The 24,739-nt window shown below is 63.1% G+C and carries 19 protein-coding genes; 9 read left to right on the top strand and 10 right to left on the bottom strand.

Features of this window, described 5'->3' with window-relative positions:
- Positions 1 to 5 precede the first annotated feature (5 nt).
- Both Pan216_RS16730 and Pan216_RS16725 read left to right on the top strand, forming a co-directional pair.
- Positions 6 to 953 carry an urea transporter gene (locus Pan216_RS16730; protein WP_145259540.1) on the top strand — a complete coding sequence of 316 codons (948 nt, stop codon included), beginning with the start codon at positions 6 to 8 and terminating at the stop codon, positions 951 to 953.
- Between the two features lie 49 nt (positions 954 to 1,002).
- Positions 1,003 to 1,359 (top strand): cupin domain-containing protein, encoded by a 357-nt coding sequence (locus Pan216_RS16725; RefSeq protein WP_145259538.1) that lies wholly within the window; start codon positions 1,003 to 1,005, stop codon positions 1,357 to 1,359.
- A gap of 7 nt (positions 1,360 to 1,366) precedes the next feature.
- Here the strand turns inward: Pan216_RS16725 and Pan216_RS16720 are convergent, their stop codons facing one another.
- The 3 genes from Pan216_RS16720 to Pan216_RS16710 all read right to left on the bottom strand — a co-directional run bounded on the left by Pan216_RS16720 (position 1,367) and on the right by Pan216_RS16710 (position 8,005).
- A complete protein-coding gene (locus Pan216_RS16720; RefSeq protein ID WP_145259536.1) occupies positions 1,367 to 1,603 on the bottom strand; it encodes a hypothetical protein in 237 nt (78 codons plus the stop codon).
- Positions 1,604 to 3,338: 1,735 nt separating this feature from the next.
- The gene (locus Pan216_RS16715; RefSeq protein ID WP_145259534.1) at positions 3,339 to 4,136 is read right to left on the bottom strand and encodes a M90 family metallopeptidase; all 798 of its coding nucleotides are present in this window, start codon (positions 4,134 to 4,136) and stop codon (positions 3,339 to 3,341) included.
- 191 nt (positions 4,137 to 4,327) lie between these two features.
- The gene (locus Pan216_RS16710; RefSeq protein ID WP_145259532.1) at positions 4,328 to 8,005 is read right to left on the bottom strand and encodes a PVC-type heme-binding CxxCH protein; all 3,678 of its coding nucleotides are present in this window, start codon (positions 8,003 to 8,005) and stop codon (positions 4,328 to 4,330) included.
- A gap of 735 nt (positions 8,006 to 8,740) precedes the next feature.
- Here Pan216_RS16710 and Pan216_RS16705 point away from each other — a divergent pair.
- On the top strand, positions 8,741 to 9,100 hold the full coding sequence (locus Pan216_RS16705; RefSeq protein WP_145259530.1) for a hypothetical protein: 360 nt from the start codon (positions 8,741 to 8,743) through the stop codon (positions 9,098 to 9,100).
- 195 nt (positions 9,101 to 9,295) lie between these two features.
- On the opposite strand, the gene Pan216_RS16700 is transcribed toward Pan216_RS16705, so the two are convergent.
- Together Pan216_RS16700 and Pan216_RS16695 are read right to left on the bottom strand one after the other, a co-directional pair.
- Complete coding sequence (locus Pan216_RS16700) at positions 9,296 to 10,972, bottom strand: arylsulfatase (RefSeq protein ID WP_419192633.1); 1,677 nt, start codon at positions 10,970 to 10,972, stop codon at positions 9,296 to 9,298.
- Positions 10,973 to 11,250: 278 nt separating this feature from the next.
- Positions 11,251 to 14,694 carry a pyruvate carboxylase gene (locus tag Pan216_RS16695; protein ID WP_145259528.1) on the bottom strand — a complete coding sequence of 1,148 codons (3,444 nt, stop codon included), beginning with the start codon at positions 14,692 to 14,694 and terminating at the stop codon, positions 11,251 to 11,253.
- Positions 14,695 to 15,046: 352 nt separating this feature from the next.
- Here Pan216_RS16695 and Pan216_RS16690 point away from each other — a divergent pair, with 352 nt between their 5' ends.
- From Pan216_RS16690 to Pan216_RS16675, 4 genes are all read left to right on the top strand, one after another.
- Positions 15,047 to 15,409 (top strand): hypothetical protein, encoded by a 363-nt coding sequence (locus tag Pan216_RS16690; RefSeq protein ID WP_145259526.1) that lies wholly within the window; start codon positions 15,047 to 15,049, stop codon positions 15,407 to 15,409.
- Positions 15,410 to 15,488: 79 nt separating this feature from the next.
- Positions 15,489 to 16,109 carry a hypothetical protein gene (locus tag Pan216_RS16685; protein ID WP_145259524.1) on the top strand — a complete coding sequence of 207 codons (621 nt, stop codon included), beginning with the start codon at positions 15,489 to 15,491 and terminating at the stop codon, positions 16,107 to 16,109.
- 283 nt (positions 16,110 to 16,392) lie between these two features.
- Entirely contained in the window at positions 16,393 to 16,617 is a 225-nt protein-coding gene (locus Pan216_RS16680) for a hypothetical protein (RefSeq protein WP_419192632.1), read from the top strand.
- 403 nt (positions 16,618 to 17,020) lie between these two features.
- On the top strand, positions 17,021 to 17,449 hold the full coding sequence (locus tag Pan216_RS16675) for a hypothetical protein (protein ID WP_419192631.1): 429 nt from the start codon (positions 17,021 to 17,023) through the stop codon (positions 17,447 to 17,449).
- Positions 17,450 to 17,545: 96 nt separating this feature from the next.
- On the opposite strand, the gene Pan216_RS16670 is transcribed toward Pan216_RS16675, so the two are convergent.
- From Pan216_RS16670 to Pan216_RS16660, 3 genes are all read right to left on the bottom strand, one after another.
- On the bottom strand, positions 17,546 to 17,782 hold the full coding sequence (locus Pan216_RS16670; protein ID WP_145259522.1) for a hypothetical protein: 237 nt from the start codon (positions 17,780 to 17,782) through the stop codon (positions 17,546 to 17,548).
- Between the two features lie 508 nt (positions 17,783 to 18,290).
- On the bottom strand, positions 18,291 to 19,040 hold the full coding sequence (locus Pan216_RS16665) for an MBL fold metallo-hydrolase (RefSeq protein ID WP_145259520.1): 750 nt from the start codon (positions 19,038 to 19,040) through the stop codon (positions 18,291 to 18,293).
- A complete protein-coding gene (locus tag Pan216_RS16660; RefSeq protein ID WP_145259518.1) occupies positions 19,040 to 20,170 on the bottom strand; it encodes an alpha/beta hydrolase family protein in 1,131 nt (376 codons plus the stop codon). Before Pan216_RS16660 ends, Pan216_RS16665 begins: the two co-directional genes overlap by 1 nt.
- Before the next feature lie 538 nt (positions 20,171 to 20,708).
- On the opposite strand from Pan216_RS16660, the gene Pan216_RS16655 reads away from it, so the two are divergent.
- Both Pan216_RS16655 and Pan216_RS16650 read left to right on the top strand, forming a co-directional pair.
- Positions 20,709 to 21,116 carry a thioesterase family protein gene (locus Pan216_RS16655; RefSeq protein WP_145259516.1) on the top strand — a complete coding sequence of 136 codons (408 nt, stop codon included), beginning with the start codon at positions 20,709 to 20,711 and terminating at the stop codon, positions 21,114 to 21,116.
- Positions 21,117 to 21,431: 315 nt separating this feature from the next.
- Entirely contained in the window at positions 21,432 to 21,740 is a 309-nt protein-coding gene (locus Pan216_RS16650; RefSeq protein WP_145259515.1) for a Nif11-like leader peptide family natural product precursor, read from the top strand.
- A 165-nt stretch (positions 21,741 to 21,905) separates the two neighbouring features.
- Here Pan216_RS16650 and Pan216_RS16645 read toward each other — a convergent pair whose 3' ends face one another.
- Both Pan216_RS16645 and Pan216_RS16640 read right to left on the bottom strand, forming a co-directional pair.
- Positions 21,906 to 23,609 (bottom strand): lipopolysaccharide kinase InaA family protein, encoded by a 1,704-nt coding sequence (locus Pan216_RS16645; RefSeq protein WP_145259513.1) that lies wholly within the window; start codon positions 23,607 to 23,609, stop codon positions 21,906 to 21,908.
- Positions 23,606 to 24,568 carry a glycosyltransferase family 4 protein gene (locus tag Pan216_RS16640; protein WP_419192630.1) on the bottom strand — a complete coding sequence of 321 codons (963 nt, stop codon included), beginning with the start codon at positions 24,566 to 24,568 and terminating at the stop codon, positions 23,606 to 23,608. The genes Pan216_RS16645 and Pan216_RS16640 overlap by 4 nt, the downstream gene beginning before the upstream one ends.
- Positions 24,569 to 24,739: the final 171 nt, after the last annotated feature.

Genomic DNA, 24,739 nt, shown 5'->3' with positions numbered 1-24,739 from the left:
GGTCCATGAGAGCCCCCGTCGACGTCATCTTTCCACCCGTGGCTCCCGGCCAAGTTCCGTATTGGCGACTGGCGCTTCGGGGGTGCTCGCAGCTCTGTTTTCAGTGCAACGAGCTCACCGGACTCTTCTTCCTGGCGGCCGCGGCGGTGGCGTCGCCGTTGGCGGCGGCTTACCTGTTGGTGGCGGCGGCGATCGCGCCCGGCGCCCGATGGCTGATGGGGGATCGGGCCGAAGTTCTGGAAACGGGACTCCCCGGACTCAATCCCTGTTTGATCGCTCTTTCGCTCCCCGCGTTCTTCGTCACCTCGTGGACCGACGTCGGGATGTGGGGCGTGCTCGTCGTGTCGGTGGTCTTCGCGGTCGTGACGACGCGGGTGTCGCTGAATTTGGTTCCGTTTCCGATTCTCGCGGCGCCGTTCTTGATCGTCTTTTGGATTTTGGACGCGGTCGAGCCCGCGTTCGCGGTGCTCCAACCCGTTGTCTTCGCGTCGCAGCCGGCGGTCGACATCCATCCCGGCGTCGCGATCCTCTACAGCTTGGGGCAGGCGCTCTTCAGTCCCAACGTCATCTCGGGCATCTTGTTCTTTGTCGGGCTTTCGCTGAGCAACTGGCGCCACGGGTTGTTGGCCCTCTTCGGGGCCGCGATCGGCACCGTCGTTTCGGCCTACAATCGCAGCGTGGTCGATCTCGCGAGTATCAATCACGGTCTCTACGGCTTCAACGGCGTGCTGGCCGCGGTGTCGACCTACGTCGTTTGCGGATCGCAACTTCGCCTTGCCATCCTCGGGGCCATGCTCGCGACGATGTTGATGCCCGCGATCCCCGAACTTGGGGTCAAGACGCTCTCATCGCCCTTCGTCTTCACCACTTGGTTGATGCTGGCGCTGGGATGGATCGACGACAAGTGGTTCGCGCCCCGACCACCCGACTTGCCCGATTCGCCCGCGTCTTGAATTGCCACGGCGTCGCGTCACGCTCAACGCCGCAACGGAGGGTTTACCCATGGCGAACTCGACCATTATTCCCAACCTCTTGGAACACGTCCGCCAAGCGCAAACGGCGGGGGACTGGGAGCCGTTTCGTCCCGGCGTGACGGCGCACTGGTTCTATCGTGATCCCGATGGCGGGCCGGCGGCGGTTCTCTTGAAGTACGAGCCCGGCGCCCGGGTTGCGCTTCACGAACACGTCGGCTACGAACACATGCTGGTCTTGGAGGGGGATCAGTACGACGAACACGGGGCCTATCCGTCGGGAAGCTTCATCGTCCATCCCCGCGGCACGCGGCATTCGCCCGGAAGCAAGGAAGGCTGCGTCGCGCTCTTGATCTACGAGAAGGCGGTTCGCTTCGTCGAGGAGTAGCGGGCGCTCACGAAACTCTCGAAAGGGCTTCGGCGAGCCAAGCGTCCCAAGCGGCGTGGTGGGTGGTGTCGACGCCGTCGGCGACCGCCTTGCGGTGCAGGAAGTCCTGCAGTTCGCTGAGGAACGCGGTCTCCATCAGTTCCGGGTGCTTGCGAAGACCATTGTGCAGGGCGCGGTAGACGAGCTTCAAATCGTTTAGCTCGTGAGCCGCCGTGACCGTTTCGCCTTGCTCCTCGAATCCCATCTCCGCCACCTCGTTCCAATAAAGAGCACTGATGTAGTTTCAATTCTAGGGGCCGGGAGTCCGGATCGACAAGGGGAGCCCGGATGTTGTCCGACATGGTTCTTCGGCCATCCCCGGATGCCGTGCTCCTGAACCTCTTGTCCATCCCCGGTTGCTTCGCGACTCAGTCACTTTGGCCATCCCCGGTTGCCGTTACGTGACCTCTTGGCTAGCCCCGGATGCTGTGTTACGTGACCTCTTGGCTAGCCCCGGTTGCTTCGCTACCGGGGCGGCGGCGGCGCAAGAAGTCTCGGTTGCGTGGTCGCATGCCTGAGAACCGCTTCGGAAACCCTTTTCCGCCGACGGACGTTTGTCTCGAGACTTCCAGCCGACTGCGTCGGCCCAGGTTGAATCAACCTGGGGTAGCCAAGAATGGGGAACGCTTGGTCATCCCCGGATGCTTCGCGACTCAGTCACTTTGGCCATTCCCGGATGCTGTGTTACGTGACCTCTTGGCCATCCCCGGATGCCGTTACGTGACCTCTTGGCTAGCCCCGGTTGCTTCGCTACCGGGGCGGCGGCGCAAGAAGTCTCGGTTGCGTGGTCGCATGCCTGAGAACCGCTCCGGAAACCCTTTTCCGCCGACGGACGTTTGTCTCGGGACTTCCAGCCGACTGCGTCGGCCCAGGTTGAATCAACCTGGGGTAGCCAAGAATGGGGAACGCTTGGCCATCCCCGGTTGCTTCGCGACTCAGTCACTTTGGCCATCCCCGGTTGCCGTTACGTGACCTCTTGGCTAGCCCCGGATGCTGTGTTACGTGACCTCTTGGCTAGCCCCGGTTGCTTCGCTACCGGGGCGGCGGCGGCGCAAGAAGTCTCGGTTGCGTGGTCGCATGCCTGAGAACCGCTTCGGAAACCCTTTTCCGCCGACGGACGTTTGTCTCGAGACTTCCAGCCGACTGCGTCGGCCCAGGTTGAATCAACCTGGGGTAGCCAAGAATGGGGAACGCTTGGTCATCCCCGGATGCTTCGCGACTCAGTCACTTTGGCCATTCCCGGATGCTGTGTTACGTGACCTCTTGGCCATCCCCGGATGCCGTTACGTGACCTCTTGGCTAGCCCCGGTTGCTTCGCTACCGGGGCGGCGGCGCAAGAAGTCTCGGTTGCGTGGTCGCATGCCTGAGAACCGCTCCGGAAACCCTTTTCCGCCGACGGACGTTTGTCTCGGGACTTCCAGCCGACTGCGTCGGCCCAGGTTGAATCAACCTGGGGTAGCCAAGAATTGGGAACGCTTGTCCATCCTCGGATGCTTCGCGACTCAGTCACTTTGGCCATCCCCGGATGCTGTGTTACGTGACCTCTTGGCTAGCCCCGGTTGCTGTGCTACCGGGGCGGCGGCGGCGCAAGAAGTCTCGGTTGCGTGGTCGCATGCCTGAGAACCGCTTCGGAAACCCTTTTCCGCCGACGGACGTTTGTCCCGAGACTTCCAGCCGACTGCGTCGGCCCAGTTGCCGTTACGTGACCTCTTGGCCATCCCCGGATGCCGCTACGTGACCTCTTGGCTAGCCCCGGTTGCTGTGCTACCGGGGCGGCGGCGCAAGAAGTCTCGGTTGCGTGGTCGCATGCCTGAGAACCGCTTCGGAAACCCTTTTCCGCCGACGGACGTTTGTCCCGAGACTTCCAGCCGACTGCGTCGGCCCAGGTTGAATCAACCGGGGGGAGCCAAGAATGGGGAACGCTTGGAGTAGGGTGAAATTCACGGGCAGCGGGAGCGGAGGGAGGCCCAGTCCCAGCCGGCGGGATCTTGCTGGTAGAACTCCTGGAGTAACCCATACAACTCCGGATGACGGCCGCGAAGCCGTCGCGGGAGCTCGAAGAAACACTCGGTGCTTACGGCAAAGAACTCGGCGGGGTTGGTCGCGCCGTAGGGATCGAGGACCGTCGGACGACCGAGTTCGGCTTCGCGCTGTAGCCGTTCGAACTCGTAGCCCATCACTTCCTTCCAACGACGATAGGTGTCGTAGTCCCCCAGGGGTGGGGTGCCATCGGCCGTCCCGATCAACATGTCGAGCTTGTGGGCGAATTCGTGAAGGACGAGGTTGTGGCCGTCGCGTGGGCAGCGTCCTCCCTGGTAGGCGTCGGCCCAGGAAAGGATCACCGGCCCCCGTTGCCACGACTCGCCGAGCCGGCCCGAATCGCCCTCCCAAACCATGCCCCCGGAAAGGACTCGCGTCGATTTGGCGACGTAGCCGTAGGGGTAGACCAGGATCGACTGCGTCCCTGGGTAGTAGTCGTGGGGAATCGCCAACGTAAGCAGGCAGGCCTGAGCGGCGATCGTGACCTGGATCTCCTCGTTGATTTCCAGGCCGTTGCAGCCTTCCCAGTTCTTCTCGGCGATGAGGATCTGGAGATCGTTTCGCAGCCGACGCCGCTCTTCGTCGGTGAGTAGAAGGTAGTGATGGACGTTCCGCTCGAGGTAGGCGTGCCACTCCTCGGGAAAGGGATTGGCGAGAATCTGCCGTCGCCGCCGCTGCCGAAGCCACGAAAGGAGCATGCGCTGGTTCCACCAAGTGAGTCGATGCTCGCGAACGACACTCCGCCATTGTCGGCATCGATTGCCGGCCAGTCGTCTAGCGCTCGCGAGAGAGGAGTCGGTCCCATCCCCCTCAACTCCTATTCGTCACCCGAGGAGCCGAGGTTCATTCCTTTTGCACTTGGAGAGGGGAGCATCTTCGTCGAGAGACCCTACTTCGCCGACAGCGCCGCGGCTCCGAAACCGAACCGCAGGCCGCGCTGGCTGACGATCGTCGCGACCAGGCCGGTGTTGACCGATCCGCTCGGGACGCGAATGACCAAATCGTTGGGCCCGCCGCGAAGGTCAAGGTTGGCCTCGAAGGGACCGGGTTTGTCCTTCCCGGTCTCGCGCGAGAGCTCCAGTGGCTTGCCGTTGACCCAAGCGGAAATCGCCGCGTCGGTCGTGAGGACCAAGCGGGCCGTCTCCGCGCGGGAGGCGATGACCGGGACGTGCAGGTAGACCTCCTTGCCCGGCGCCGAACCGAGAAGCGTCGAGAGGTCGAGGAACTTGTCGCGACTTGAGGTGACCTCGCGCCATCCCGTTTCGCGGCCCGTGCCATCCTTGACTCTCGCTTCGAGATCGACCGGCGCGGTCGCGTCGTATGACCCGGCGCTGAGCGGACCGAGCAGATGGTACTGGCCGACCTCGCTGACCGGCACCTTGAGCGTCGAGAGGTACGCGAGTAAGTCGGCGATGTCCTGCTCGGTCATCGACTCGACCAAGTTCTCGGGCATCAGCGATTTGGTCTGCACGACCTTCTCGTCGATGTCGTCATTTGGAATCGCCATCCGCTCGCCGAGCGCGGTCTTCAGGACGATTCCGTCGGCGGTCTCGTCGGTGATGAGGCCCGTCAGGACACGGCCGTCGGCAAGGGCGAGCGTCCAGGCGACGTCGTCGTAGCCGATGGCGCCACTCGGGTTGAGGATGTGGTAGAGGAGTTCCTTCTTGCCGTACTTGGTGCCGATCGACGAGAGGTCGGGGCCGACCCAATTGCCGACGCCCTGAACGCGGTGACAGCGAATGCAGGCATCGCTCCGCTCGCGCGCGAAGACCGCTCGGCCACGAGTCGCGTCGGAAGCCCCTTGCAGCACACGGCGCATGTCGACGAGTTGCTTGCCGCCCGCGGTCTTGGCTCCGGCGGCGCCACCGAGTTCACTACGAGCTTGGCGACTGATGCCGCGATCGGGATGATTGAGCAACGTGTAGGAGACCTCGGGACCGAGTTCCTCGGGAAGCTTCTTCTCCTTATAGAGCGTCATGAGGCGGCGAGCGTTCTTGCGGTCGCTGGCCAAGAGCGGGATCGCCCGACGCTTCAGGTCGAGAGGATAGTCGTCGCTGACGATGATCTCTTGAAGGGTCTTGGCTCCCTCGGACCCCTTGAGGGAAGTGAGCGCCGACAGCGCCGCGAACGCGAGTGGGCTGGAGCGACGTTCGCCTTCCGCTTCGGCGAGGAACTGCTCGGCCATCGCGCCGGCGGGTTGATGCTTCAGTCGTCCCAAAGCCTCGATCGCGGCGGCGCGGGTCGAAAGCTCTTGCTTGTCATCCTTGGCGAGGGCTAAGAGCTGGGGAGCGTAGGCACCCATCCCGGCGCGGGCCAACGCCCGAATCGCCTCGACGCGCAGTTCCGGGCTGTCGAGCGCCGCGGAAAACGCCTTCCTAGACTTCTCGCTATCCCGCATCGCTTTCCAAGGACCGGCGAGACGCGAGCCGAGCAAGCGAAGGATCTCCCGTTGGCGGTTGGGATCATCGATGGCGAGGAAGCGATCGAGGAGGAGCTCCGCCGCCCGCGGATCGTCGATCTGTTCGAAGGCGATGTCGGCGCCGCCGACGATGCGCGGGGCGTCGTTCTTCTCGAGGATCGTGCCCATCGGGTCGATCGCCTCGGGGCGTCCCAGCGACCACGCCAAGCCGATCAGCTTGCTCGCCCCATTCGCGGGGAGCGGGCTCTCGCCGATCGCGGGAAAGGACTCGTTCGTCGTCACCGGGTAGTAGGGGGGGAGGGCGACCGGGCCCGATTCCCAGCCCTGCTTGGTCGCCTCGTCGGCGAGCGATTGCAGGAGGGACGTCAGGTACGCCGAGTCACGTTCGCGGAGGGCCAACCGAAGAGCCTCGAGCGTGTAGCGGTCACGACCGTCCCAGGCATGAGTCAGCTTGCGAAGGGCCTCGCCGGCTTGCTCGGTCGGAACGCGACGCAGCGCGAGGATCAACTCGCGGCGGACGCCGGGATCAGGATCATCCGCCAACGGCAAGATCTCGTCGAGGACCTCCAGCGCGGGGGGAGGGGGAACCTTGCCGTCGGCGGTCTTCAAGAGCTTGTACGCCGACACGTCGCGCGCCAGGATCCTCAGTGCCGCCTCGCGGATCTGGGGATCGTCGTCCTTGAGGGCGGCGATGACATCGCCGCGGCCGGTCTCGGGGAGGTCCGCCAGGGCGAAGAGGGCTCGTGCTCGAAGCGGCGGTGTGCCTTCCTTGAAGAGCTCTTGGAGTGCGGGGCGGGCTTTGGCCCCACGTTCAATGAGCAGCGTGCGGCCGGCGAGCCGCGTGGCGGGATTGGGCGAGGCGAGGGCTTCGAGCTGACCCTTGATCGACGCGAAGTCGGGTTTGGGCTCGGAGGTTTGATGGCCCTTGGGGGCCAGGTGATAGATCCGCCCCGTCTTTTGGTCGGTGAAGCGGTGCCCGCCCACGCCGGCGTCGAACCAGTCGGCGATGAAGAGCGACCCGTCGGGCGCGGTCACGACATCGACGGGACGCTGTAGCGCGTCGGTTCCCTCGATCAGGTGATCGATACCGGTGCGAAAGGTCCCGGACTGGCGAACCAGCGGGTGTGTGTTGATCGTTCGGGTGCCGGCGTCGACCTGCATCGCGGCGCCGTGGAGTTCTTTCGGAAGGAGGTCCCCCTCGTAGATCATGATGCCGCAGGGGGAGCCGTTGCCGGTGCCGACGAGTTTGGGAACGATGCCGGGAATCTCCTCGCCCCAGTGAAGTCGACTCCCCGGGGTGCGGTAGCCGTGGTTGCCGCCGTCCATGTTCCAGACCATGCGAACGCCGCGATTGCCGTCGTCGTCATTATCGGAGACGAAGACGTTGCCGAAGGAATCGACGGCGGTCTCGTAGTTGTTGCGATAGCGGGTGCCGAGGATCTCGAGGTTCGTCCCGTCGGGGTTGACCCGCAGCAGGGTCCCGAGATCGTTGGCTCGCAGGTGCCGACCGGAGGCATCGACGACGTCGACGACCTCGCCTTGTTTGAAGCCCTTCTTCTCGGCGGTCTCCTTACTGATCTGGGAGTCCCCCTTGGTGAAATAGAGCTTGCCGTCGGGGCCGAAGGCCATGCCGTGAACGCCGTGATCGTGGTCGTGGCCACCGAAGCCGCTCAAGAGGGCCCGGCGCTTGTCGGCCTTGTCGTCGCCGTCGGTGTCTTCCAGCAGGAGAACATCCGGGGAATTGCCGGTGTAGACGCGAGCGCCGGCGTACTTGCCGTCCTTCCAAATCTCTTCGATCGCCAAGCCCATCGGCACGGGGAAGATGTCCTCGGCGAAGACCGTCACTTTGTCGGCTTTGCCATCGCCGTCGGTATCCTCGAGAATCTTGATGCGATCGGCACCGGGTACCTTCTGGTACTCCTTGTTGCGGAAGAAGCGATAGTTGAGGCCCTCGGTGACCCACACACGACCGCGCGAGTCGACGTCGATCGTCGTCGGGTTGACCACCATCGGCTCTTCCGCCCAGACATTGATGTCAAACGGATCGTTCGTGGCAGGCGGTTTGGTCTTCGAGACGGTCTCGGTGTGAGCGCTGGTCGCGCAGAGCCCCAGCATCGTCGCGGCGAGCAAAGTCGGGATGGATCGCATCGGCGGTCGGTCCTTCCGGGTGCGGGTGGTACTTGGTCCGTACTGCAACAAGGGGTGAACGCAGGTCGTTCGTGCGTCATGTCATTGGGTAAGTGGGACGTCCGGCCGTCGGAGAACACGCAACCTCCCAGGCCTCGTCGTGCTCCGTCGATCAATCGGTCGCCTCAGGATGGTCCCCACTTTAGCTCAGAAGAGAAGGGGGCGGCAAGTGGTCGAAACGACAATGTGGAGAATTTGACGACAGTGAGCGAAACCCGCGAATTGGGCGAACGGAACGGTGACGGGGCGGGCGAACGGCGAGGGAAATGATCCGTTCGAACCATCCTCGTGGAGCGTAGTCGTGTCAGGGGCACAAGTTAGGGAGTGATGTCCGGACGTTTCCTTCAACGTTTCGCTCATGGGCCAGGAGTGCCAATTTGCGCGAATCCGAGGGAATCTGGAGCCGGTTTCGCCCGAACCTGGCGCGACCGGGGCGCCTCGTATCTTGTTGGTAAGCAGTCATTTTCGTCGAACTGGCCTCCGCCGACGTATCAAAAGGTGGAGACGATGGATATCTTGTCGACATTGATGCCCGATGCTTGCCTGGCTAGGATGGCCCCCGTAGCGGAAACTTCCCTACAGACGGGTAGCCAACGATCATGTCGCACACGTCACCCATCGTATTGCCGACCAGGCTGCCCAAGGCCCACCTACTAGGTTCGTCGGATCGACGCCGCCAGGGAGAAGGAGGAACTCGTGTCCAACAAGCGAACCCACGATGTCGTCGAGTCGATCGAACCAGGCCCCACCGAGCCGAGTCCTCACGCCGATCCGAATGGTGCGGGCGTTTCTCCGGAAGCCGATGGCTTCGCGGAGGCGTTCGAGGATCTCGATAGCGAGACCAAGCACCACGTCTTGCGAGAGCTGATCGACGATCTGGGCAACTACGATCATCCGCAGCTCGCGATCGTCGCCGCCGAGATGCTCGGCGACTTGGGGGGCTGTGCGAAGTTCGCGGTCCCGAGTCTGATTTGGGCGATGCGACGCCAAGTCGACGAAGTCTCCCAAGCCGCCCGCGACGCCCTCGCGAAGATTCGCCGCCGTACGGCGAACTGAGTTCGTGGCAGAGTAGGGTGGGTGTTGACTCACGATGAGGGCTTACGCGTGTCCTACCTGGGGCTGACGCCGCCAGGCTACGTGAAGCCACCTGCGGCCGCAGCTCGTGAAGCCACATGCGGTCGCAGCTCGTGAAGCCACATGCGGTCGCAGCTCGTGAAGCCACCTGCGGTCGGGAGCGAACTCCTCCCTCCCTCAATCCACCTTCAAGTAATCCACCCCTAGATCGTTCGGGAGCGGCGTGACGTTGTTGGCGGCGGCCCAGGTGTCCCAGTCGGAGGCGAGTTCCTTCACTTTGTCGGGGTACTGGTTGGCCAGATCGTTGACCTCCGTGCGGTCGGAGGTGAAGTCGTAGAGCTCCCAGGGCTCATCGTCGAGGGCGACGAGCTTCCACTTGCCGGCGCGGACGGCGCGGTTGCCCTGGTGCTCGAAGAAGAGCATGCGCTCGGGACCGCCCTCGTGGAGCTGCGCGATCAGGTCGGTGCCGGGCAGGGGAAGCGAACCCGCGTCGGTCGCGCCGGAGACCGCCATCGCGGTGGGGAGCAAGTCGATGATGTGGGCGGGGTCGCGATGCAACGATCCGGGCTTGGCCTTGAGTCCCGCCGGCCAGTGGACGATGCCGGGCGAGTTGATGCCCCCTTCGTGGTTGAAGTGCTTGTAGAGCCGCCACGGCGTGTTGGAAGCGTTCGCCCAGCCCGAACCGACGCTGTGGTGCGTGCCAGGACCTCCCATCTCGTCGAGCTTGTCGCCGGTGTGCAGGATGTTGTTGTTGCTCGACTTGACGTCGAAGCCGAAGGGATCCCATTCGAAGCACGCCCCGTTGTCGGACGTGAAGACGATGAGCGTGTCGTCGAACTGGTCGGTCTGCTTGAGATAGTCGAGGACGCGGCCGAGTTGCTGATCCATGCGATCGACCATCGCGGCGAAGATCGCCATCCGGCGAGCCAGATCCGTCCGGCGTTCCTCGGAGAGGCTTTCCCAGGGCGGATTGGTGCCGGTCTTGGTTTCGCCGTAGTTTTTCCACATCGAACGGGGCGAGAGTTCGGTCGACTCGGGGACGATACCGAACTGCTTCATCCGAGTGAGCCGCTGTTCGCGGAGTTTGTCCCAGCCGCCCTGATAGCGATCGGCGTACTTGGCAATCTCCTCCTTCGGGGCATGTAGGGGGAAGTGGGGAGCGTTGTACGCGAGGTAGAGGAACCAGGGCCGCTCGGGCGTCTGGTGAGCGAGTTTCAGGAAGTCGATCGCATGATCGGTGACGGCGTCGGTCGCGTAGAACTCGCCCTCGGGGTAGGTGCGGGCCTTGCGACCGTCGGGTTTTCGCACGAGATGCGTCGGGTCGAAGAACCGCTTGGCGCTGACGGTGGTGCCGTACCACTCCTCGAAGCCGTGCTTGGTCGGGTCGGGGGTACCGAGGTGCCACTTGCCGGCGATGAACGATCGGTAGCCGGCGGGCTTGAGGACTTCGGCGATGAGCGGGGCTTCGTCGGAGACGACACCGCGATAGCCGGGTTGGCCAAGGTCAGTCACCGTCATGTGGCCCAGGCCGACGCGGTGAGGATATTGGCCGGTAAGGATCGCGGCGCGCGAGGGGCAGCAGCGGCCGGTGTTGTAGAACTGCGTCATGCGAACGCCGTCGCGAGCGAGAGCATCGAGGTTGGGCGTGTTGATCTCGCCGCCATAGCACCCCAGGTCGCTGTAGCCGAGGTCGTCGGCGACGATGTAGAGGATGTTCGGATGCTCGGCGGCCTCCCCCTTGGCGGGAGCGGCGACGCACAGCATGGTGATTCCCAGAAGAAGTTGATGGACGACGGTTCCCAAGACGAGATCCCCCTTGTCGAATTGCCCCACGATCCGAAGTGAACGCCCCAATGGATGGCATTCTATCTCGACGCGGGCGCGGGGATGACAAGAGAATCGGGGAGCGGACGGGATTCGGGCTGCCGGAAAATCGAGTCTCTTCGCACTGGTTGGCAAGCAGCCTGTGGCACCCGGCGCGAGACGGCCCAACCACAGGCGTTTCCCGCATGCCCTCGGCGAGCGTGCGACTTGCTGCACGCTCACTCAAGCGTGAGCACGGAACCCAAGAGTCTTTTGGGACAACGAATGAACCAATCAGGAGCCAAGCGTAGGGCTTGCCCGTCGAACCCCTACTCGAAGACGAACATCAAGTCGCCGCCTTGCAATTGGTCGGCGGGGCGGACGGTGACGCGAGCGATGGTGCCGTCGCGTTCGGCGTAGAGCGTCGTCTCCATCTTCATCGCTTCGATGGTGCCGAGTTTTTGCCCCTTCTTGACCTCATCGCCCACCGCGACCGCGACGGTGGAGACAATGCCGGGCATCGGCGAGGCGACGTGGTCGGGGTTGTCGGGCTCGGCCTTCTCGCGCGTCTTGACCTCGACCCCGAGATCCCGGTCGACGATCGAAACTTCCCGCGGTTGGCCGTTGAGTTCGAAGAAGACCGTTCGCAAGCCCTCATGGTTCGGTTCGGAGACCGCCGTGAGCTTGACGATCAGCGTCTTGCCCGGTTCAAGCTCGACGCCGACTTCCTCCCCTTGGATCAAGCCGTCGAAAAAGTGCGAGGTCGGTAGGACGCTTGGGTCGGAGTACTGAAGCTGGAAGTCGACGTAGTCGCTGAAGACTTGCGGGTAAAGGAGCGAGGAGAGGATCTCCCGCTGGGTCGGTTCGCGGCCGATCTTGGCTTCGAGTTCCTTCGCCTTGGCGTCGAAATCGGCGTCGGGAAGGGTGGCGCCGGGACGGCCGGTGATCGGTTCCTTGCCCCGGAGAACCTTCTGCTGAAACGCCTTGGGCCAGCCTCCGGGAGGTTGACCGAGCTTGCCCTCGAGCATCCCGACGACCGACTCGGGGAACGCGATCTCCTTGTCGGGGTCGAGGATCTCCTCGGCGGTGTAGCCGTTGGTCACCATGAAGATGGCGAGGTCGCCGACTACCTTGCTCGAGGGGGTCACCTTGACGATGTCGCCGAACATCTCGTTGACGCGAGCATAGGTCTCGCAGACCTCGTGGAAGCGATCGCCGAGGCCAAGGCTGGAGGCCTGCTGAAGCAGGTTCGTGTATTGCCCGCCTGGGATTTCGTACTGGTAGACGTCGGCGGTCGAGGCCTTCATGTTGGTCTCGAACGGCTTGTAATACTGGCGAACCTTTTGCCAGTAGTCGCTGGTCCCATTGAGACTCGCCGGTTCGATGCCGGTATCGCGGTCGGTGAAGCGGAGCATCTCGACGACCGAGTTGATGTTCGGTTGCGAGGTGAGGCCCGAGAGAGGGGCCCAGGCGGCGTCGGCGATGTCGAGCCCGACTTCGGAGGCTTCGAGGATGGCCGCTCCTTGCACGCCAGCGGTGTCGTGAGTGTGGAAGTGGACGGGGATGCCGATCTCTTCCTTGAGCGCCTTGACGAGCTTGCCTGCCGCGACCGGCTTGCACAGCCCCGACATGTCCTTGATCGCGAGGATGTGGGCGCCGCGTTTCTCGAGCTCCTTCGCGAGCTCGACGTAGTACTTGAGCGTATACTTGGTTCGCTTGGGATCGAGAATGTCGCCGGTGTAGCAAATCGCCGCTTCACAGACCTTGCCGGTCGCGAGCACATCCTCCATCGCGACGGTCATGTTCTCGATCCAGTTGAGCGAATCGAAGACGCGGAAGATATCGATGCCGGCGCTGGCGGCTTCCTTGATAAACTCGCGCACGACGTTGTCGGGGTAGGTTGTGTAGCCGACGGCGTTGGAGGCTCGCAGGAGCATCTGGAAGAGGATGTTCGGGATCCGCTCGCGAAGTTGCGTCAGGCGTTTCCAGGGCGATTCGCACAGAAAGCGCATCGCGGTGTCGAAGGTCGCTCCGCCCCACATTTCCAGCGAGAAGAGATCCGAGTGCCGCCGCGCGTAGACGTCGGCGATCTGCATCATGTCGTAGGTGCGCATCCGCGTCGCGAAGAGCGACTGGTGAGCGTCGCGCATCGTCGTGTCGGTGAGCAGGAGTTTCTTTTGCTCGGTGATCCACTTCGCGAGTCCGCTAGGCCCTTCACGATCGAGGATTTGCTTGGTGCCGTCGGGAATCGGCGTCGAGCGCTCGACGACCGGAACCGGCGCGGGACCGACGTGAATCCCCGCGGGACGGCTCTTCACGAGCGGATGACCGTTGACGGTGACGTCGGCGAGGTACGACAAGAGCTTGGTGGCCCGGTCGCGACGATGGCTGAACTGAAAGAGTTCGGGCGTCTTGTCGAGGAACTGGGTCGTGAACTTCCCGTCGATAAAGTTCTGGTGCGTGACGAGATTGAGCAGGAAGGGGATGTTGGTCTTCACGCCCCGGATGCGGAATTCCTGAAGCGCCCGTTCCATGCGGTTGGCGGCCGTGGGGAAGTGGTGGCCCCAAGCGGTCACTTTGACGAGCATGGAATCGAAGAACGGGGTGACGATCGCCCCGGAGAAGGCGTTGCCGACGTCCAGGCGGATGCCCATGCCGCCGGCCGAGCGATAATGGATGATGCGGCCGTGATCGGGAACGAAGCCGTTGGAGGGATCCTCGGTGGTGACGCGACACTGTAGCGCGAAGCCGACGGTCTTGACGCGCGAGGGGTCGCCGAGGCCGATCGAGGGATCGTCGAGAGGCACGCCGGCGGCGATGCGCATCTGGCGTTTGACGATGTCGACGCCGGTGACGACCTCGGTGACGGTATGTTCGACTTGGATCCGGGGATTGACTTCGATGAAGTAGAACTTGCCGGTGTCCTCGTCGTAGAGGAACTCGACGGTGCCGGCGTTGTCGTAGCGGACCTGCTTACCGATGGCGATGGCGGCGGCGCAAATCGCGTCGCGCTTCTCGGGAGCGAGATTGGGCGCGGGGGCGATCTCGGCGACCTTCTGGTGGCGGCGCTGGATGGAGCACTCGCGTTCGAAGAGATGGACGAGGTTGCCGTGCTGATCGCCGAGCAACTGGACTTCGATGTGCCGGGCGTTCTGGATGAACTTCTCGACGAAGACTTCGTCGCGTCCGAAGGCTTGGGCGGCTTCGCGCTGGCAGGACTCGAGGCTCGGGGCGAGTTCCTCGGCCTTGCGGACGACGCGCATGCCCCGTCCGCCGCCGCCGTGGGCCGCTTTGAGCATGACGGGATAGCCGAGTTTCTCGGCCAGGGCGGTCGCTTCCTCGGGGGTACGGATCGGTTCGTTGCTGCCGGCGAGGACCGGGACGCCGGCCTCGGTGGCGATCTTGCGGGCGCTCATTTTGTCGCCGAGATTGCGGAGGATCTCGACGCTTGGCCCGACGAAGGTGATGCCCGCATCCGCGCATGCGGCCGCGAAATCGGCGTTCTCGGAAAGAAAACCGTATCCTGGGTGGACAGCGTCGATCCGCTTTTCGATCATCAAATCGATGAGCTTCGGGATGTCGAGGTAGGAGCGGATCGGCTCGCCGGGGACGCCTACTTGGTAGGCTTCCTCCGCCTTGAAGCGGTGAAGCGCGAAGCGGTCTTCCTGCGAGTAGACCGCGACGGTGCGAATGCTGAGTTCGTGAGCGGCGCGAAAAATACGGATGGCGATCTCGCCCCGGTTGGCGGCGAGCAAGCGGCCAAACGTTTTCATGCGACCTCCCGTAGGGAAGAGGGGATGACTGATTGGACCGACGGCACGCGCGGAGGGCAAGGATCGGGTTCCCGAGGAGTGGAACTCCAGGATCGTCGGCTCGCCGACGTCGATCGTCGACCGAGTTCTCGCATCCGCGCAGCGAACCTTCCTTCCTATAGGAGGGGTAATCTACGAAAGCCGGTCCTTCCCGACATACTTTGTCGGGTCCTTTTGTGAGGGGCGCGTCCGCGTCGAGCGCCCACGAGGGATCGATCTCTTTATCGTCGACGCGACGCGATGACGCCAGTGTGATTCGAGCAGGGAACGAAGTGGCTCGGCGACGAGCACCGCGAGCGAGAGCGTTCAGCCCATGAAGAAGTTTCGCAAGAGAATCAAGCAGCCCCAGCGCGATCGCTACGTCCTTATCGATGGCAAGCCCGTCAAGGAAGTCGATGAGGGCCGCTGGGACGCATGGATGGACGAGCATCCCGAATCGGAACGAACCATCGCCGCGACCCAGGTGGAGGACATGTCCGTCACCACGCTCTTTGTCGGCATCGATGTGATCGGCAAGAAGGGCAAACCGGCGAAGCCCTTCCAATCCATGGTCAAAGGGGGAAAAGGCAATGGCTGCATTCGGGCGTACTCGAGCGCATCGGCCGCCGAGGCGGGCCATCAGGAAATGGTTCGCTGTTGCGAGAAGTATTTCGTCGAGGATTCCGAAGATCGTTGAGCCCGTCGAGCGGAGCCTCCTGCCCGAACACCAGGTGGTTGCCTTGGTTCGCGTGCCCACTACGAGAAAGTGAAGATCCATGAGTGCCACCGGAAAGAAAAAGACGGACGTCACCCTCGAAGTCGAACGGGAGCAGGGCACCGCCAGCGAGGCGACTTCCGCGCTGCAAGCGGCGTTGGAGCATTCCAACATGCCCGGCGTCTCGCGCCCGCTGCCGTCGGGACGTACGCTGGCGGTTCGGCTGAACGACTCGCAGGAGCAGATTGAAGTCGTCTCTCCCCAGGGCGAGGTCGAAGTGCGGATCGTCATGACCGACGAGGGCCCGGTCGTCAAACTGTGTGGCGTTCGGCTCGAGATCGAGGCCGAGGAGACCGTCGCGGTCAACTGCCGCAATTTCGAAGTCAACGCCGAGGAACGAGCGGCGATCGTCAGCGGTGGGCCCGTCCGCGTCACCGGCGACGAAATGCGGGTGCGCACGCGTCAGGACGTCCACATGAACGGGGCGTTCATCCGGCTCAACTGCCCCGACAGTCTCGAGAACGATCCGGAACCGGTGGTCTTCGAGGAGAAGCCCAAGGAACCGGAAGCGGAATTGCCGATCAACCCGGCGATTCAGGCCTCCGGTTATTCGGAGTTCGTCGGCTACATGCCGTCGCCATCGACGACGGACGAGGAGTCGACCAAGCGTGAGTCGGAGTAAATTCGGGGTCGCGACGCCGGTCCAGATCGAGAAAACCGAGAGGAATTCTTCGCGAGGGGAGCGGGCCCTGGCACCGAGGTGACAGAGCCATTCCTCTCGTAGTTCTCCCTGTCTTCCCGCCTTTTCGGAGTTCGCGTTGTCTCCCCTGAAGCCCACTTCCTCGGGACGATCCGACGCCACCGCGTTGACATGGCCCTATCACTCCAGTAGCTTTTTGACTCAAGAAGGCCGTCGAGGAGGCGGCTACACATACATGCCTAGCGCTAGAAGGGATGTGACTTTCATGACCGCCCGTCTGTTCCGTATGCTGTTGGCGTTGATCATGGTTGGACCGTTGGTTGCTGCGGGATGCGGTGGACCCGCTCCGGCGCCCGAGAAGGAAGAGCCCGCCGCTGAGAAGCCGGCCGACGATAAAGCCGCGGACGCCCCGGCTGATGAGAAGGCCGCCGACGCGCCGGCCGACGAGAAGCCCGCCGCCGACGCGAAGGAAGTCGAGAAGAAGTCCTAACTCGGCTCTCTCGTTCATCCCCGCGGCGTCACGATCCAGTCACTTCGGTCACTGGACAAACGCCAACTAGGGCTACATGACGTCAGGAGGGCGGGATCACGCTCGGGTGCCACGACTAGGTCGTGTGTCACCACTGGTGGTTCTCGCCCGTCCTTGGCGTTGGGGCGAAAGCCCACCCCCACTTCGTCTTGACCGTCGGCGTCAATTGTCGGCGATTCCGCCCTTCTCCTCGCGAACCGCGTTCTCCTGCGGCCGTCCACTCGCGATGGGCCGCCATCGGCGCATGCTGCGCCGAGCTCCCTTGCCGTTTGGCCGCCTTCTTCGATCTCGGCGCGTGCCGGCCTCACCGGCGCGGGATCGCGCTTACAATGGTGGTAGGCTCCGAAACAACCGGGAGAGGGACATGCCGATGGCGATCACCAGCCAGGAACTGATCGCGGCACTCCGCGCGACCGCCGAGCGTCTCGAGCGCGGGGCTCGCTACGAATGGGGGCACATGGGCCGCTGCAACTGCGGTCACCTGGTGCAGACGATCACGAAGATGACCGATCGGGAGATCGTCGCGTCGATCGACTACGAGATGGACGAGTGGACCGAGCACGCGAAGTGCTACTGCGAAGGAACGGGTGGGAAGGTCGACGACCTGTTCGCGCTCCTAGCCGATCTCGGCTTCACGCACCAAGACGTCATCCACTTGGAAAATCTTTCTGACCAGTCGATCGTCGCCCGTATTGACAAACGTCGCCGCCCGCTTCGGCGCAACGACGTCTCCGACGTGACGCTCTACTTGCGGACAATGGCCGATGTTCTCGACCACCGAACCGCCCTGTAGCCCGCAGATTGGCTCCTTCATCGCCCAAGAGACTCTTGAGTGCCATGCCTTGGGCATGCCATGAGACATGGTCTTGAGGAGAACTTGCCGGGCTGACTACTTGGTCTTCGTCGACGTCTCGGCGGCGGAAACCGTCGTCAGTCCATGAGCTGGTTGGTCGTTCGCGTGGCCGCAACTGGAGCATCCGCCCTCGTACTGGCCGCGATACTGGACGTCATAGGCTTGATGTTGGTAGCAGTCGCCGCCGCAATCGTCGCAAACGTCGCACGTGTGGCATCCGACGGCACCGAGCATCCCTGCCATCAACACCAACGATCCCAGGATCGTTCGCATGGTCTTATCCTCGCCCATCGATCGTCGTGATCGACCCTCCCCCGCGAGTCCGTCCCCGGGGCGGTGCCGATCCATTGTTCATGGGCCAACGCGGCGCTTGCGCCCTGCGTCGGCAGCGCTGCTGTACTCTTCGGTAAGCAACGCGGCCGATCATCAGGAATTCCGCGAAACGAGCGAGAGTGGGGGAGCCGCGAAAGTTAGTGGCCTGGCGGGGCTATTCATCTCCAACACATTCTTGGGTGCCATGCTCACGCTCGCGTGGGCATGCAATAAGGCTCACGCTCGCGTGGGCATGCAATAAGGCTCACGCTCGCGTGGGCATGCGGGATCCGCCTTTCACTCGGCCAGATCACGCACGAAAGTTGGGCGGGATTTCACGCACCGAGCTTGCCCGGCAGGACGCTGGTGTTCCATCCAGATTTGAGTTTCGGGTGACACTGACCGCGTATCAGCCAGTGCGAACGAATGACAAGACCGGCCAGCTCGACGCTACACGTTTGACCATGCACTAGAGACTGAGCACTTCCTGGTCTTCCAGAAAACGGCTTTCGGGGAACTCGGCATTCACCTCGTTCTCGATCGTCCTTAGTTCCTCGGGAGTGAGGATCGGGTTGGCGTGCGTGAGCGCGAGTCGGCCCACCTCCGCCTTGGTCGCGAATTGCCCAACGGCGCCCGCGCAGGAATGCCCCGTCCTTGCGGCGAGTTCGGTGAACGCATTGGCGAAGTAGCACTCATGAATGAGCAAGTCGACCCCGCGAATGAAGGCCGCTTTCTCCTCGTCGCGCGGATCGGCGATTGTGTCGGTCAGGTAGGCGAACGAGACCTCGGGACTGTCCAAGCGGTACCCGAGCGACATCCCGGGATGCTCCGGTTGGATCAGCCAGCGGACCGTCCAAGCGTCGACTTGGGTCTCGGTGGCGATCGGCTTGAGTTCGTGCCCGAACGGGACGGGGAAGAGCCGGGTGCGAAACAGGTCGCCGCCGACCGCCTCGAGATGATCGCCGAGCCCGTGGACCGTCACCCGGCCGACATGCTTGTCGAGCAGCACGTCGAGCAAATACGTCAGCCCCTGGCAGTGATCCAAGTGGGCGTGCGTGAGGAAGATGTCGAGCGTGGTCGTGGTGATCAGCTCGCGGGTGCGGAAGAAGGACGTTCCCGCGTCGAGAATGATCCCCGCTTCGGGAAGCATCAGGCACGCGGTGTGACGCAGATCGTTGGGATGGTAGCCGCCCGTTCCAAGTACGTGGAGTTTCGGCATCACTCGTCCTCGCTCTGGCTGGTCGTGGAGACGCTCTGGGCGGCCGATGAGGGGAGCGCCTCGCAGGCCATGTCCGGGTCATCCATCCCGCGACATTGTACCTCGACGACTCCAGGTTCGGAGACGAGGTAGCGTCCATAGGATTCGTCGCCGATCAAGTATTGCTCCAGGAACGCCAGGACAAGGCGTTTGACCACCCGTTCGACCTCCTCGGGGGAGAGCGTCGGGCGATGCAGGGTTCGCAGCAGCAGCGGCATGCCGGCGACCATCTCGGCGTTGTTGAAGCTGAAGTGGCTCGCCCCCTCGATGATGGCCAGACAGCAGGGGCCCTGGGCCTGCCGAAAGACGGGGAACTGGTGGTCCTCGGGCATCGTGAACGGATCCTTGGAGCCGCCGATGACGAGCGTGGGGACGCGGAGTTTGGCCAGTTCCTCGGGGCCGACGGCGGGCGTCAAGTAGGGGGCGAGCGCCACGACCGCCTTGATCCGCCGGTCGCGGAAGTTGGCATACTCCTCTCCCTTGGCCAAGCCGTTCACCTTGATCGGGTACTTGGTCGTATCGGCGGGGATGCCTCCAATCGCGAGCGCCGAGTAACCGCCGAGGGAGTGCCCGATCGCCACGCCGCCACCTTTCCAGAAGAGCCCGTGCAGTGGACTCTTCGGATGGCGCGAGGCGTCGAGTGCCTGATCCATCACCACCTTGAGGTCTTGGGGGCGATCGACCGCCGACTGGTAGACCTCCAGCGGGCGAAAGTCCCAACCGGTGTTGTGCAGATGGTCGGGCGAGACGACGACAAAGCCGTGACTTGCGAGGAACTCGGTCAAGAAGGTCGACTGTTCGCGAACCGCCGAGAGACTGTGCGAAAAGACGATCCAAGGCCAGGGGCCGGGGGCGGCGGGAACGTCGCGCTCGGCTCGGGTCAGCAGGCCGGAGGGGTACTCGGAGACGTGATCGTTGAGCGGCCGTTCGGTCGGATACCAGATCTCCGTGATCAGTTCGCGGTTGTCGCGGTCCTCGTCGACGATCCGGTAGGTGCGCGCACCGACCCCGTAAGGGCCCCACTTTGTCAAAGAGGCCTCCGAATCACTCGCGGCCATCGGCCCGAGCAGCAGCGACAACGATAAAAGCATCGACCCGACCACTCGCGAGGACTCCCCATGCGCATTGACGGTTCCGGCGCCAGGCACCGTTGCTATGATGAGATCCGATCGGAGATGGAACAAGAGAGGATTCCCCGTCGAGGGGGCTTGGAGAAGCAATGGGCACGCCGGTCGCGTCAGGCAAGTAGCCTGGCCTACTGGTCCGTCTAGCTCCAAGTGTCAGGAGTTCCTCACCTCTCCTTGGGGAGAGGTCGGCGAGCGAAGCGAGACGGGTGAGGGAGATTCCGGCTCGGAAATTCAAGGCTCGTTCGCGAATGGGAACCCCCTCACCCCTAGCCCCTCTCCCGCGGGGAGAGGGGAACCCAAAAACCTGATCCTTGGGCCTCGATGGGCCACGACGGCGTGTTTCGTTCGCGGCGTCTAGATGACGAAAGCTTCACGTTGAATTCAGCACCGAAGGTGTAGGTCAGGCCATTGCCTGACGAAGTCTCCGTGATCGTGGTGTCAGGCAAGTAGCCTGACCTACGAAGAACGCCGGCTCCGGGTATTAAACGACGAAAGCATCACGTTGAAGTCAGCACCTAAGATCGGTCTGGAGCACCGTCGCACGTTCACCGTCGAGCAGCGGCATCTGATTGTCTTTTCCGACGATCAGATGCCGGCGGTCCTGTCGACGCCGAATCTCATCCTGGAGATGGAGATTACCGCCCGCGAAGCCCTCGAGCCGTTCCTCGACGACCACGAGCGCTCGGTCGGTGTCTCGCTCGACATTGCTCATTCGGCCCCCTCGCTGTTGGGCTTCGCCGTCACCTGCCGGGCTCGCGTCTTGGGCGTGGAAGGGGATGTCGTCAACTTTCAGATCGAGGCCTCCGACGAGATCGAACTCCTCAGCCGGGGGCATCATCGCCGCCGTGTCGTCGACACCGCGCGCCTCCGCCGCCGGATCGAGAAGAAGCAGGCGAAAAGGGGCGGATGAGGGGCCATCGACGCGGCGCGAGTCACGCCAAACGTCGCGGCTGATTCCTTGGGCAACACTCCCTTTTGGCCAAGTGTCATGGGGAGAAACATCGCTGCACGGTCGGCGATGCTGGTTTCCGCCGATGGCACGAGGAACCTGCCGGGAATACTTCCGCCCTCACGCGATCTGCATAATTTGCTTCATCAAATCTTGATTTGAGTTTTCCTCACGAGGCATTAGAGTTCTTTCACATGACGCCCCACCAGGGATGACTGGGGCGACGGATAAGTTGAACGGCCGCGGCAACGTGGTCGACGCTGGAAAGGAAACAGCATGTCAGTGGAAGCAATCGTGGCTTTTCTCGACGCCGTCCAAGAGGACGATGCGTTGAGGAGTCTTCTGTCGAGCCAAGTGACGACCACCCAAGCCGACAGGATTGCCCAAATCGCTCATATCGCCAAAGAGTCCGGGTTTGATTTCTGTGGTGCGGAGTACGAACGGTACGTTCGCAGCCTAATTCAGCCGAGCTTCGATGTTGGACTCTCGGGGTATTCCGAGTTCGGCTCGGATCGTGACTCCGAGTTCGACACCGATCGGGACATCTTTGACGATTTCACCCCCGCGCCCGTCTTCGACGCGTAGTTCTTTCCCACGATGAACGTCGGCGTCCGCTCGAGTTGCTTGAGAGCGTGAACCGTCGCGCATGCCCACGCAAGAGCGTGAACCGTCGCGCATGCCCACGCGAGAGCGTGGGCAAGGCACCCGAGGCACTTTTGGTCGCCTAATGCATCTTTTAGGCCATGGAGTCTAGACGACCGAACGGCCGCGGCGGAGATTGCGGGCGATCTTGCGCTCGGCGTGGCTGCGGACCTGTTCCCAAAGCGATCGCCAACGCTCGCGCTTGAAGTGACGCCCGAGGTAGAGCTTGAGAAAGCGCAGGCAGTCGGTCCGCGTCAGCCAGGGCCGATGGTGGAAGCTGACGTAGAAACGCGCCAAGTTCTGGACCCGGTGCCGTTCGGGCACTTCGAGCCACGTCTGCACCCCGTCGAGATCGATCAGCCACAAGTCGGGATCGGCCAGATCTTCTCCCGTCGAGGCGAGGACATTCGACGCCTTAAGATCGCGGTGCGAGACCCCTCGTTCGTGGAGCTTGCGCAGGAGCTTCGCGGCCTTCTCCAGCACTCCGAGCAGGATGTGGCGACTCTCGGGCGGTTCCAGGTCTCGAAGGTGCCGTTCGAGATACTGCGTGATCGTTTGCGAGTTGGGAACGCGTTCGGTCAGCAGGTAGGACGTGTGGGGCAACCCGCAGCGCATGCGGTGGATGAGCACCAGCGGCCTGGGGGTGGGCAACTCCCGAAGCAGCAGGGAGCCGCCGTACTTCCACGAGCGAGTGGCTTGGTTCTCGCGCGCGACCGCCGCCGCCGACTCGTGCCAGCCCTTGAAGAGGTACTGTTTGTAGATCAGCGTTTGTCCCCGGCGAATCGTCGGGAGTTCGACTTCCGCGACGCGGGTTCCACGTCCGATCTTCCACCAGTGAACGACCGAGTCACGAAACGGACCCTCGGAATCGGACATTAACTTGCGAACGGTCTCCTCGGGGATGTCTTGGAGGGCGTACGCTTTCGCGCCCGGAGCTTGATACTCGGTGACGCGCGGGTTCTTTCGCTGGGGGCGGATATCGCGGCGACGCCAAAAGTCAGCCCGCGAGGCCATCGTCTGATCCTCGACATCGCGCGAGAGGGCGCGAAGCTGGGACATCGGGATCCCGCGAGCCAGCGCGTAGCTACGGAAGAAGCGATAGCGATCGATCGTCGAGGTCCGCAGGGTGAAGTAACGGCCCATTCGGGCGAGATCCTTGATCGCCTTTTCCCAGTTCAGCGGGCGGTGAATCTTCAGCTCGTGGAGATCGAGGATGAAGAAGCGGTACTGCTCGCTCGACTGCTTTTGCACGATGATGTTCTTCTCGTGCAAGTCGCGATGCTCGATGCCCGACTCGTGAATCGTGGCGGCAAGCCGTCCGATCTGCTCGGCGAACTGGATCCGCAGTTCCGGCGGAAAGTCCAAGCGTCCCGGGCGGATGAAACACTCGATCAACTCGTAGAGCGTCAGCCCGTTGGGAATCGCTTCGCTGAGCAGGTAGGACTCGAAGAGGACGCCATTGCGCCAGCGTTCGCCGAGGGCGACCGGCTCGATCGTCGAGATGCCCGATTCCTTGAGCAGCCTGGCGAGATGGAATTCCTTCTCGGCGCGACCTTGGCGGAAGACCTGGTGGACGAGATTGAACGCGGTCGTGACGCGGAAGTGTTTGACGTACAGATCGAGTTCCGGCAGTCGCACGCGGTAGATCGTGCGTCCGGCACCACTCTTGACGAGGGTGGCTCGCTCTTGGCGTTTCCACTCGTCGAGACGCAGGCCATGCCCGTCGAAGAGCTGCGATTTGAAGTCGCCGTAGAGATTCCAGAGAGTGTCTCTCAGCCAAAAGATCTGAGGACGTTCGATTGCGGTGCTCATTGGTGAGAGGCCGCCTCCTTGACCCGTTCGACGATGACCGGTCCCCAGGCATCGACGTTGAAGGACTGCTCGATTCGTTGACGACCTTCCCGACCCATCGCGCCCCGCAGGTCGCGGTTGTCGATGAGTTCGCTGAGATGGTCGACCCACTCTTGTTCACACGTGGGGAGAAAGCCGGTGCCTTGTCCGATGATCTCCCGATGGACGCCGACGGGGCTCGCGATGACCGGCAAACCAGCGGCCATGTATTGCAGCACTTTCAGGCCACACTTTCCCCGGCTCCAAAGATCGTCCGGGAGCATGCTGATCCCAATGTCGGCGGAACGTAGCTGAGCCGTTTCCGTTGCGGACGACCAGGGCTGCTGCTCGACGCGAAGATGCTCGAACTCGGGAAAGGTGTCGCAGATCACGCGCAAGATGGTGCCGGGAAACGAGGCGCCGATCCGCTCCAGGATCGGTTTGGAGCGATTCAGCGCCTTGAGTGTACTGGCGGACCCGATCCAAACGAGGCACGCGGGGCCACGGTGCTCGTGGCTCGCCATGCCGTAACGCGATGGATCAACACAGGTTGGGACGACGGTTACCTTCTCGGGCGAGGAGAGCCGACCGGCGGTCGCGGCCAGGTAGCTGTTGCCGGCGAGAATCTGGTCGGCGACGTTCACGGTCGCTCGAAACCGGATAGCCCGTGTGAGGCTGTGGGGGCCACGGCGGTGGTAGGAGTCGCGGAAAAAGACGGCGTCGTCGAAGTCGTAGATGAGGGCTCGTGTCGACTTGCGGAGCAGCAATAACTGCCAGAGAGGAAGCAGTTTACGTTGAAGGAGGACGATTTGGTCGTGGCGGGGACGACAAAATTGTCGCCATCGAGCGACCGCACCTTCGGCCAAGGGCTCCATGCGGAGCCGAAACCCACTCGCTTCCAGATGACGGGCATATTGGGCGACCCGATAGCGGGCGCTCACATGCTCTCGATCTGGTACGAGAGCGACCACCTCCATGCGGTCCAGTCCCCGAATTTGCAACGTGGTCCTATCCCATGGGCGGCATCTGCTCCAAGCTGTCTTCCCGAAGACTCGCTGGAACGCCCCCGACGTCGGCCGGGCGGGATGCTAGCAGGGCTGGGGTGTCGTGGC

Source organism: Kolteria novifilia, from assembly GCA_007748055.1.
Classification (GTDB): domain Bacteria; phylum Planctomycetota; class Planctomycetia; order Kolteriales; family Kolteriaceae; genus Kolteria; species Kolteria novifilia.
Note: the sequence above shows the minus strand (reverse complement) of the source record. Positions and strands in the feature narration are given on the sequence as shown.